The sequence below is a fragment of the Stenotrophomonas sp. NPDC078853 genome (assembly GCF_044901215.1).
Classification (GTDB): Bacteria; Pseudomonadota; Gammaproteobacteria; order Xanthomonadales; family Xanthomonadaceae; genus Stenotrophomonas; species Stenotrophomonas lacuserhaii.
The window spans coordinates 140,464-151,530 of sequence record NZ_JBJDOQ010000010.1; the positions used below are offsets into that span (position 1 = coordinate 140,464).

7 protein-coding genes and 1 pseudogene are annotated in these 11,067 nt (G+C 66.2%); 7 read left to right on the plus strand and 1 reads right to left on the minus strand.

Features of this window, described 5'->3' with window-relative positions; genetic code table 11:
- Positions 1 to 78: 78 nt before the first annotated feature.
- On the plus strand, positions 79 to 990 hold the full coding sequence (gene lpxC, locus ACI2JH_RS12005) for a UDP-3-O-acyl-N-acetylglucosamine deacetylase (RefSeq protein ID WP_101100352.1): 912 nt from the start codon (positions 79 to 81) through the stop codon (positions 988 to 990).
- A gap of 273 nt (positions 991 to 1,263) precedes the next feature.
- Here the strand turns inward: lpxC and ACI2JH_RS12010 are convergent, their stop codons facing one another.
- Entirely contained in the window at positions 1,264 to 1,704 is a 441-nt protein-coding gene (locus ACI2JH_RS12010; RefSeq protein WP_182657025.1) for a DciA family protein, read from the minus strand.
- Positions 1,705 to 1,716: 12 nt separating this feature from the next.
- On the opposite strand from ACI2JH_RS12010, the gene ACI2JH_RS12015 reads away from it, so the two are divergent.
- From ACI2JH_RS12015 to ACI2JH_RS12040, 6 genes and pseudogenes are all read left to right on the plus strand, one after another.
- Positions 1,717 to 2,670 carry a M23 family metallopeptidase gene (locus ACI2JH_RS12015; RefSeq protein ID WP_101100353.1) on the plus strand — a complete coding sequence of 318 codons (954 nt, stop codon included), beginning with the start codon at positions 1,717 to 1,719 and terminating at the stop codon, positions 2,668 to 2,670.
- Between the two features lie 188 nt (positions 2,671 to 2,858).
- A complete protein-coding gene (gene secA, locus ACI2JH_RS12020; RefSeq protein WP_319278283.1) occupies positions 2,859 to 5,588 on the plus strand; it encodes a preprotein translocase subunit SecA in 2,730 nt (909 codons plus the stop codon).
- A 400-nt stretch (positions 5,589 to 5,988) separates the two neighbouring features.
- Entirely contained in the window at positions 5,989 to 9,663 is a 3,675-nt protein-coding gene (locus tag ACI2JH_RS12025; RefSeq protein ID WP_404736284.1) for an autotransporter domain-containing protein, read from the plus strand.
- A 236-nt stretch (positions 9,664 to 9,899) separates the two neighbouring features.
- Positions 9,900 to 10,853: a Nudix family hydrolase gene (locus ACI2JH_RS12030; protein ID WP_404736285.1), complete on the plus strand. Its 954-nt coding sequence runs from the start codon at positions 9,900 to 9,902 to the stop codon at positions 10,851 to 10,853.
- Positions 10,759 to 10,959: pseudogene (locus tag ACI2JH_RS12035) on the plus strand (PT domain-containing protein); the annotation flags it as partial. The gene ACI2JH_RS12030 and the pseudogene ACI2JH_RS12035, both read left to right, overlap by 95 nt.
- Positions 10,869 to 11,067, plus strand: a 199-nt coding sequence (locus ACI2JH_RS12040; RefSeq protein WP_404736288.1) for a PT domain-containing protein, incomplete at its 3' end; no start/stop codon positions are given. The pseudogene ACI2JH_RS12035 and the gene ACI2JH_RS12040, both read left to right, overlap by 91 nt.

An 11,067-nucleotide genomic window follows, 5' to 3' on the forward strand; every position in this document is an offset into this window, starting at 1 on the left:
AGGGCCGGTCGCGTGTTAATCTGTCCCACCCCCTTGGGCAGGCCATCGCGGCCCGCCGCATGCACCTGGCCACACCCCATGATCCCGCAACGTACCCTCAAGAACACGATCCGCGCTACTGGCGTTGGCCTGCACAGCGGTGACAAGGTCTACATGACCCTGCGCCCGGCACCGGTCAACCATGGCATCGTGTTCCGTCGCGTGGACCTGGATCCGGTGGTCGACGTGCCGGCCAAGGCCGAGCTCGTCACCGAAGTGACTTTGTGCACCGGCCTGACCTGCAACGACGCCAAGATCCAGACCGTCGAACACCTGATGTCGGCACTGGCTGGCCTCGGCGTGGACAACATCATCGTCGAACTGTCCTCGGCCGAGCTGCCGATCATGGACGGTTCGTCCGGCCCGTTCGTGTTCCTGCTGCAGTCGGCAGGCATCATTGAACAGGATGCCGCCAAGCGCTTCATCCGCGTGCTGAAGACCGTCGAGGTCACCGAAGGCGACAAGGTCGCGCGCTTCGAACCTTATGAAGGCTACAGGCTGGGCTTCACCATCCAGTTCGACCACCCGATGATCCCGGCCAAGCAGTCGCGGCAGGAAATCGAGTTCTCCACCGCGGCCTACACCAAGGAAATCTCCCGCGCGCGCACCTTCGGCTTCATGCGTGACCTGGAATACATGCGCGAGCGCAACCTCGGCCTCGGTGGGTCGATGGACAACGCCATCGTGCTCGACGAATTCCGGGTGCTGAACGAAGACGGCCTGCGTTACGCCGACGAGTTCGTACGTCACAAGATCCTTGACGCGATCGGCGATCTTTACCTCGCCGGTGGCCAGGTGCTGGGCGCCTACGAAGGATTCAAGTCGGGCCATGCACTGAACAACAAGCTGGTGCGTGCGTTGATGGCCGATGCGACCGCGTGGGAATGGGTGAGCTACGACTCACCGGCGGCGGCCGAACCTGTCGCCTATGGCGCGCCCGCCTACGCTTGAAAAAGCCTTTCTGCATCAACAGTTTGACGCCGCCCCCCGGGCGGCGTTCCGCGTTCTGGCGATGCCAAAAGTGACGCAACGGGTCCAAGCGCCCAGCGCGTCACAGTTTGTGAACCTGTTCCGCTAAAAGACTGAACTTAACGTTTAAATAACAAAACCCTAACGACTGAGCGGCCTTCCGCCGTTAGGATGCCCCACGGTCCTCGTAAAGTTTCACGCCGCTTCCACGGAAGCAGGCGGTGCGGGGAGGCGGAGCCGGAGGCTTCGCGGTCATCAGGACCTGGACGGTTTCGTGTCCTGGAGGCTAGCCAAGGCGTCGCGTAGTCCTTTGTGCGTGGCGGCTGAAACTGCGTGGGGTCCGTTCCGGTTGTCGATCGCTGGGGAGCGTGGTGGAGCGGGGGATGCAGTCTTGATGGTCACTTTGGTGGCCTTCAGCCCGATGGACCGGGCCGCGTTGATCAACTGTGCTTCGGCGAGCCGCACCTTGGCGTGCCACACAGGGGATTCAACGAGAAAAACGAGGTGCTCGTCGTTCGCGTTGGCCAGCCGGCAATGGCTGCGCAGGCTGGGCGGCAGATGGGGGCGCAACTGCAGGTCCAACGCATCGAGCCACAGGGCGCGACGCAGCGGGTTCCCGCTCTTGTCACCCATGACTGCATCCAGTGCCGGTTTCGGTGCTGAGGCAGGACGGGTACTGGATTTCGGCTCAGACATGAAAACTCACTGATGGCATTTAAAAAGATCGTAATCAAAACGCGTGATGGAAAGGCAAAAACGCCACTTGCGCGTCTTCGCTTCTATTTCGAGGATCGCCCCCGCGCCCTGTTGGGTAGCGTGCTGGGCATGGGCTGCATTATCGGCTTCGCCGGTGGAATGGGCGCCAACCTGCTCGGCGACTCCCGCCTGCAGGCCAAGGTCGACCGCCAGGAACGCGAGCTGGCGCAGGTCCGCCTGCAGTCACAGACCGAAGTCAACGCCCTCGCTGCCCGCCTCGGCGAGCTGCAGGCGCAGGCCACCCGGCTCAACGCCCTGGGTGAGCGCCTGACCCAGATGGGCAAGCTGGAAGACGGTGAATTCGACTTCCAGGAAACCCCCGGCCTGGGTGACGGCGATTCCGATGGCCCGACCGTGGACATCCCGGTCAAGGACATCAACGCCGACTTACAGGTGCTGGAGCAGCGGTTCGCTGCTTCAGGCAGCCAGCTTTCGGTGATGGAATCGCTGATGTTCGACCACCAGCTGCAGCAGAACGCCGTGCCCTCGCGCATGCCGATCCGCAACAGCTACGTGACCTCCAGCTTCGGCACCCGCGCCGATCCGTTCGGCCGCGGTGCGCGCAGCCACAAGGGCATCGATTTCCATGCCAAGGTCGGCGACCCGGTGATGTCCGTGGCCGAGGGCGTGGTCAGCTTCTCCGGTGTGAAGGGCGGCTACGGCAACGTGGTGGACGTCGACCATGGCAACGGCTACGTCACCCGCTATGCGCACAATTCGCGGCTGGTGGTGAAGGTCGGTGACCTGGTCCGTGCCGGGCAGGAAGTGGCCAAGGCCGGTTCCACCGGTCGTTCCACCGGTGCCCACGTGCACTTTGAAGTCTGGGAAAGCGGCCGGGTGGTCAATCCCCGCAAGTTCCTCGGCGATGGCGGCAACACGCCGGTGGGGCGCGTTTCCCGCGGCTGACGGGTATGGGGTGCCGGGCATGGCCATGCGCCCCCCCGCGAACCGCCAAGCGCTTGAAACCCCCGGCCTCCATCCCAAGTTACAATGGGTGATGCCATCGACGGGGCGCTGGGCGCCCCGTTTCGTTTGCGGCGGGCGGATTCCTGAAGGGAGCCGTGCCGGCGTTCACCTGACAACCGGTTCCCTCAATGATCAACAGCCTGCTTACCCGCGTTTTCGGCAGTCGTAATGAACGACAGCTGCGCCAGCTCAACCGCATCGTCGCCAAGGTCAATGCGCTGGAGCCGGACATGGAGAAGCTCAGCGATGCGCAGCTCCAGGCCAAGACGCCGGAGTTCAAGCAGCGCATCGCCGAAGGCGAGGCCCTGGACAAGGTGTTGCCGGAAGCGTTCGCGGTCTGCCGTGAAGCCAGCCGCCGCGTGCTCGGCATGCGCCACTACGATGTGCAGCTGATCGGCGGCATGGTGCTGCACCTGGGCAAGATCGCCGAGATGCGCACCGGTGAAGGCAAGACCCTGGTGGCGACCCTGCCGGTGTACCTGAACGCGCTGGAAGGCAAGGGCGTCCACGTGGTCACGGTGAACGACTACCTGGCACGCCGTGACTCGGCGCAGATGGGCAAGCTGTACAACTGGCTGGGCCTGAGCGTGGGCGTGGTGTACCCGGGCATGCCGCATGGCGACAAGCGCGAAGCCTATGGCAGCGACATCACCTACGGCACCAACAACGAATTCGGTTTCGACTACCTGCGCGACAACATGGCGCTGTCCAAGGCCGACCGCTACCAGCGCGGCCTGCACTACGCCATCGTCGATGAAGTCGACTCCATCCTGATCGACGAAGCGCGTACCCCGCTGATCATCTCCGGCCCGGCCGATGATTCGCCGGAGCTGTACATCCGCGTCAACCGCATCGTGCCGAACCTGGTCAAGCAGGAAAGCGAAGAGGGCGACGGCGACTTCTGGATCGACGAGAAGGGCAAGCAGGTCCACCTGTCCGAAGCGGGCATGGAACACGCCGAGCGCCTGCTGGTGGAAGCCGGCATCCTGGATGCCGAAACCGAAGGCCTGTACGCGGCGCAGAACCTGACCGTGGTGCACCACCTCAACGCCGCCCTGCGCGCGCACGCCATCTATCAGCGCGACGTGGATTACATCGTGCGCGATGGCGAAGTGGTCATCGTCGATGAGTTCACCGGCCGCACGCTGGCCGGCCGCCGCTGGTCCGATGGCCTGCACCAGGCCGTGGAAGCGAAGGAAGGCGTGCCGGTCCAGCGCGAAAACCAGACCCTGGCCAGCATCACCTTCCAGAACCTGTTCCGCATGTACGGCAAGCTGTCCGGCATGACCGGCACCGCCGATACCGAAGCCTTCGAATTCCAGAGCATCTACAACCTGGAAGTGGTGGTCATCCCGACCAACCGCCCGACCATCCGCAAGGATTCGCCGGACCAGGTGTTCCTCAACCGCCAGGGCAAGTTCAACGCGGTGCTGGCCGACATCCAGGAATGCAACAAGCGCGGCCAGCCGGTGCTGGTCGGCACCACCTCGATTGAAACCTCGGAGATGCTGTCCGAACACCTGCGCAAGGCCGGCGTGCACCATGAAGTGCTCAACGCCAAGCAGCATGACCGCGAAGCGACCATCGTCGCCAACGCCGGTCGTCCGGGCGCGGTGACCATCGCCACCAACATGGCGGGTCGCGGTACCGACATCGTGCTGGGTGGCTCGCTGGAAACCGAACTGCACGAGATGGGCGAAGAGGCCAGCGACGCAGAGCGTGCCAGCGCCAAGGCCGAATGGCAGAAGCGCCATGACGCGGTCAAGGCGGCCGGCGGCCTGCACATCGTCGGTACCGAGCGCCATGAATCGCGCCGTATCGACAACCAGCTGCGTGGCCGTTCCGGCCGCCAGGGCGATCCGGGTTCGTCCCGTTTCTACCTGTCGCTGGAAGACAACCTGATGCGCATCTTCGCCTCGGACTGGGTGCAGAAGGCGATGCGCATGATGGGCATGAAGGAAGACGACGTCATCGAAGACCGCCTGGTCAGCCGCCAGATCGAGAAGGCGCAGCGCAAGGTGGAGGCGCACAACTTCGACATCCGCAAGAACCTGCTGGACTTCGACGACGTCAACAACGACCAGCGCAAGGTGATCTACGCCCAGCGCGACGAACTGCTGGACGCCGAGTCGGTGAAGGACAACGTCGATGGCATCCGCGACGATGTGATCTTCGACATCGTGGCGCGCTTCGTGCCGCCGAACTCGATCGACGAGCAGTGGGACCTGCCGGGCCTGGAAGCCACGCTGCTGTCTGATTTCGGCCTGGAAATGTCGGTCACCGACCTGGTCAGGCAGCACGAGGAGCTGGACGCCGAAGGCATCGCGCAGAAGGTGCAGGAGCGCGTCAACGCACACTTCGAGGCGAAGGAAACCGGCGTCGGCCCGGAGACCATGCGCGCGCTGGAAAAGCACGTCATGCTGACCGTGCTCGACCAGAGCTGGAAGGAACATCTGGCACGCATGGATTACCTGCGCCAGGGCATCTACCTGCGTGGTTACGCGCAGAAGCAGCCCAAGCAGGAGTACAAGAAGGAAGCCTTCGAGCTGTTCTCCGGCATGCTGGAAGACGTCAAGCGCGAAGTGGTGACCATGCTCTCGCGCGTGCGCATCCGCAGCGACGAGGAAGTGGCGGCACTGGAAGCGGCCGAACGCCAGCAGGTACAGGCGCGCCTGAGCCAGTCGCAGTTCCAGCACCAGGATGCCGGCGGCTATGGCGCCGACGAAGAAGCTGCACAGGTGCAGGCCGCACAGCAGGATGGCCTGTCGCAGGGTGGCGAGCCGAAGATCGGTCGCAACGATCCATGCCCGTGCGGCAGCGGCAAGAAGTACAAGCACTGCCACGGTCAGTTGAGCTGATTCACCCTCGCTGGTGCAGATCGAAAAGAACCCCGCGCAAGCGGGGTTTTTTTTACGCTGCAAGCGTCACGCCGGCGTGTCGCTATTGCCGCGCCGGCGGCAATCGAGTGTCGTTATTGCCATCAAAACAGGCGCAGAACTGCAGGAAATGCGCGACCACAAATGCATCACCTGCGATATGCCTCATGTGATTGATGTCACCTATTGGAGCCAATCAGAGTTCTCTGACCTTCGTGTCGGGTGCATCCCCACACGAAAGTGGGGAGCACCCCGTCGGAATTTCCTGACATGGCCCTTACGGTCACTGGCCCCGCGCGTTCTTCCACACGCAGGGTTCCAGCGCGCATCCCCCGCGCGCGACGCGCTCACCCGCGTCTTGATCGTCATCCCAAGGAGCTTCATGAACAGGATTTACCGTCTGGTCTTCAACCGCGCTACCGGTGCCATGCAGGTGGCCTCTGAACTTGCGTCCGGCACGTCCTCGTCGGCCCGCAGCGTCGGTGCAACACGCCGTCGCTCACCGCTCGGCGTCGCCGTGGTTGCCGCGCTGTGCGTGGGTGCCGCTGCGGCACCTTCCGCATTCGCGGTGCCCTACGACTTCACCAGCGATGAAGTCATCGGCGACACCCGTGTCTACGCCGACGGCTTCTTCATCGGCAACACGGGCACGGTGGCGATCGACCTGGTCGGCAGCGGCACGTTGACGTCCAATGGCCTGGTATCGCTGGGCACCGTTGCCGGCGCCGATGGCACCCTGCGGGTGATCGGCCCGACCGCTTACCTGCAGATGACCGGCGCGGCGCTGCGTATCGGCGAGGCCGGCAGCGGCACCCTGCAACTGCTCGACGGTGGCACGGCCACGTCCAACAACACGGTGTCGCTGGGTTATGGCGCCGGCGGTACGGGCAACGCGCTGGTACGTGGCGCCGACTCCAGCCTGACCGCACGCCAGCTGCTGGTCGGCCGCCAGGGCATCGGCACGCTGGACATCGATGGCGGTCGCGTCACCAGCGCGATGGCATATACGGTAGTGAACAACTTCGGCATCAGCCTCGGCTCGGACACCGCGGGCAGCGGCACGATCAACGTCCGCAACGGCGGCGAGCTTCTGGTTACCGACAACAATCTGCTGGTCGGCCAGGTGGGCCAGGGTCGCCTCAACGTGGACGGTGGCCGCGTCGAAGCCGGTCGCGGCATCTACGTTGGCGCAGGCACGCAGTCCGGTGCCACCCAGGGCGGTCGCGGCGAAATCACCGTCAGCGGCGGCGGCCAGCTGGTGTCGCAGGACCTGGTGCTTGGCGCCTCCAACAACGCGACCGGCACGCTGACCGTCAGCGGCGCGGGATCGGTGGTCGACGCCACCACCGTGCGGGTGGGCCAGAACGGTGACGGCACGCTGCGCGTAGAGGCTGGCGGGGTGGTCACCGCCGACGAAGTCAATGCGGAAAAGTACGACGCACTGGGCAGCGGTGACTACGGCCAGACCGGCAGCATCGTGGTGACCGGTGCCGGTTCGGCGATCCGCGCCGCGCGCGTGGATGCGAGCAACCATCTGCTGCTGGAAGCCGGTGGCCTGATCGAATCCGATCGCGCGGCGATCAAGGACAGCTTCGGCCCGACCGCCAGCACCGCGCTCATTACCGGCGCGGGCACCGCATGGACCAACACCGGTGCGATGGCCATCAGCACCAACCTGGACGTGCTGGACGGTGCGGTCATCCGCAGTGATTCGGTCAACATCAGCGGCGGCCTCAACGACGTCACCATGACGCCGGCGTTGCTGGACGAACAGGTGCGCGTCAGTGGCGCCGGATCGGCCATCGAAGCGGTGAACGGCCTGACGGTCGGCGCGGTGCTGATGCGCGGTCCGTACGGCATGCTGAGTGTGAACAACGGTGGGCGGGTGGCCGGTGGCAGCGGCATCCTGCTGGACCAGAGCGGCTACCTGGTGCTGGGCGGCGGCATGGCGACATGGTCGGTGGCCGATGGCGGCCCGCAGTGGCTGGCCGCCGAAGAAGCCGGCACGCTGGATGGCGCAGCGATCTCGATGGACAGCAACGCCGGCGGCCTGGTGTTCAACCACACCGGTGACATCACCCTGGGCAACACCATCCAGACCGTCTCTACGGGGTCGTCCAATGCCCACCTGCACGGCGGTGCGCTGACCCAGGTGTCGGGCAACACCACGCTCGATGGCGACCTGCGCGCGTTCGGTGGCGACATCACCGTCAACGGCGGCAGCCTGGTGATCAACTCGGACATGTACGCGGGCGAAGGCTACACAGGCCCCAGCCAGGCGCTGCAGCAGCAGATCGACGTGCGTGGCGGCACGCTGGTGCTGAACGGTGCGGCAGGGTTCCAGCAGACCATCGATTTCGGTGCGGGACTCGGCAGCGAGGTGCGTCGAAGCTCGCTGGCTGAAGTAAGCGGCAGCGGCGTGCTGGCCGGCAATGCGACGGTCGGCACCACTTATGTGCGCGATGGCGGCACGCTGTCGCCGGGCCACGCCGGTGTGGGCACGATGACCATCGACGGCGACCTGTTCTACAACGCCAACGCGCTGCTGCCCGAACAGGTCGCGAACAAGGCCTTCTTCGACGTGGACGTGCTGGGCAACGGACAGGCCGACCTGCTGACCGTGGCCGGCAAGGCCTACATCGGGCGAGGTGCCAACGTCGGCCAGATGGGCGACACCGGTGTGCGTGTCACCGCGCTGGATCCGGCCACCAGCTACCAGGATGGACAGACCTACACGATCCTGAGCGCGGCCGGCGGCGTGGCCGGTACCTTCGACGACGTGATCTCGCGTTCGGCGTTCCTGGATACCTCGCTGAGCTATACCGCCAACGATGTGCGCCTGAACATCGCAGTGAAGGGCACCGGCCCGGTCGATCCGCCGGTCGATCCGCCGGTGGACCCGGTCGACCCGCCGGTTGAACCGCCGGTGGATCCGATCACCCCGCCGGTCGATCCGGTCACCCCGCCGCCGCAGGTCTTCGTTACCGCAGCGACGACCGGCAACCAGCTGGCCACGGCGGCCGCGCTGGATACGCTGCAGCAGTCCGGTGATGCCCTGGCGCTGTACAACCGCCTGCTGATGCTGGATGCGGACAGCGCCCGCCTGGCGTTCGATGACCTGTCCGGCGAGATCCACGCCAGCAACCGTGCGTTGCTGCTGGAAGACCGCTTCCTTCGCGATGGCATCAGCCAGCGCCTGCGCAGCGGCATGCCGGCCGGCGACGGCCCGTCTGCCTGGATCGGTGGCAGCGGTGCCACCAGCCAGCGCGACGGCAACGGCAGCGCCGCGCGCACCCGCGACCACCGCCAGGGCCTGATGGCCGGTGCCGACTGGAGCATCGGCGAGCGCTGGACCTTCGGCGTGGCCGGTGGCCCGGAGTCGCTGCGCCAGCAGGTCAACGCACGCAACGCGACGACCGACGTGGACGCCGTACACAGTGGCCTGTATGCCGGTTTCCGTGGCGACAACGCATACCTCAACGGCGGCGCCAGCTATGCCGACTACGAGCTGGATACACGGCGTACGGTCGGTGCGGGCACGGCGTGGGGGCAGACCCTGTCCAACCGCCGCGATGCGCATGCTGTTTCCGGTTTCGTCGAAGGTGGCTGGGATTTCCAGCTCGACGATGCGTTGACGCTGACTCCGTACGTGGCAGTGGCCTACACCCGCCTGTCCACCGATGCCGGCATCGAAACCGGGGGCAATGCCGCCCTGGCGATCGCTGCCAGCAAGGACGAAGCATGGACCACCACGGCCGGCGTGCGCGCCGCGTGGGACATCAGCGGCGGCCAGCAGGACGGTGCGCGACTGGAGGCCGGGCTGGCCTGGCAGAACGCGGCCGGTGAGCTGCGCGCGGACTCGACCCATCGCTTCGTGGCGGGCAGCGACAGCTTCACCGTGCAGGGCCTGCCGCTGGCGCGCAACGTCGGCATCGCCGAGCTGGGCGTATCGGTCAATACCTCCAGCCGCAGCCGCCTGTCCTTCGCCGCGCAGGGCCGCGCCGGTGACGGCCAGCGCGAAGTCGGTGCACAGCTGAACTGGAACGTGGCGTTCTGATCCCTCGCTGAGCGCCAGCAGGACGGCAACGGGCTCCTTCGGGAGCCCGTTGTCGTTCGGCCGGTCCGATGCCGCCGAGCATGGCTGGGCGCTACCCGGTAGTGACGGCCGCTGGCCGTCAGGCGGTTGCCCCGGTGGGTGGCGACCGTTGGTGGTCCGGTGGGTGACGACCGTTGGTCGTCACGGCCTTCCCATGCCGCTTGCGTCAACTCCGCCATTTTCGGCATGCTGCCTCCATGTCCCCCCCCAAACGATCCATCCATGTGGTGGCTGGCGTCATCACCGATGCGCGCGGCCGCGTGCTGCTCAACCGTCGCACTGAACACAGCGATCTGGCCGGCCTGTGGGAATTCCCGGGCGGCAAGCGCGAACCCGGCGAAAGTTCCGAACAGGCCCTGGCTCGCGAACTGCAGGAAGAACTCGGCATCGAGGCGGACGTCGGCGCTTGGCTGATGGACGTGCCGCAGTCCTACCCCGACAAGGACCTGGTGCTGGAGGTGCGGCACATCCGCAGCTGGAAGGGCAGCCCGCGCGGCCGCGAAGGCCAGGCGATCACCTGGGTGGCGCCGGAAAAGCTGGGACGCTACTCGATGCCGCCGGCCGACCTGCCGGTAGTGGCCGCGCTGCGCCAGCCCGACCGCTACCTGATCACGCCGCCGCCAGCCGACGACGACAGCGACCAGCGGCGCTGGAGCGAGCAACTGCGCCGTGCCCTCGCCGACGGGCACCAGCGCATCCAGCTGCGCCTGCCGCCCGATCATCCGCAGCGCGTGGCGCTGTGCGAAGCGGTGGTGCGCGGCCACCGCCGTGCCGGGCAGTGGCTGCTCAACCGTGATATCGAGCTGGCGCGCACGCTTGGTGTCGGCGTGCACCTGGGGGCCGAGCAACTGGCCACCCTGCAGGAGCGACCGCTGCCGGCCGATCAGCTGGTGGCGGCGTCCTGCCATGACCTGGCGCAACTGCAGGCCGCGCAACAGCTGGGCTGTGACTTCGTGGTGCTGGGGCCGGTGCAGGCGACGGCCAGCCACTCCGGTGCGGAGCCGATGGGATGGGAGCGCTTCGCCGCCCTGCGCGCGCAGGTGGCCCTGCCGATCTATGCGCTGGGCGGACTGGGTGCCGATGACATCGTCACCGCCCGCCGCCACGGCGCGCAGGGCATCGCTGCGATCCGTGGCTTTTGGCCCGCCTGACCGGCTGACCGATCGATCGACCGACCGACCGACCAACCGACCAACGAACGAACCAACCGACCAACCGACCAACCGACCAACCGACCAACCGACCAACCGACCGACCGTCCGACCGACCGTCCGGTAGCGCCGAGCCATGCTCGGCGAGCGCGCGGCGCGGCCTGCGTCCGGCATCGGGAACCCGGAACGGAACGCCGCCGAGCATGGCTCGGCG

Bases quoted from the DNA above. Each gene is read 5' to 3' on its own strand.
- lpxC (WP_101100352.1), top strand. From the start codon at position 79: ATGATCCCGCAACGTACCCTCAAGAACACGATCCGCGCTACTGGCGTT.
- ACI2JH_RS12010 (WP_182657025.1), bottom strand. From the start codon at position 1,704: ATGTCTGAGCCGAAATCCAGTACCCGTCCTGCCTCAGCACCGAAACCG.
- ACI2JH_RS12015 (WP_101100353.1), top strand. From the start codon at position 1,717: ATGGCATTTAAAAAGATCGTAATCAAAACGCGTGATGGAAAGGCAAAA.
- secA (WP_319278283.1), top strand. From the start codon at position 2,859: ATGATCAACAGCCTGCTTACCCGCGTTTTCGGCAGTCGTAATGAACGA.
- ACI2JH_RS12025 (WP_404736284.1), top strand. From the start codon at position 5,989: ATGAACAGGATTTACCGTCTGGTCTTCAACCGCGCTACCGGTGCCATG.
- ACI2JH_RS12030 (WP_404736285.1), top strand. From the start codon at position 9,900: ATGTCCCCCCCCAAACGATCCATCCATGTGGTGGCTGGCGTCATCACC.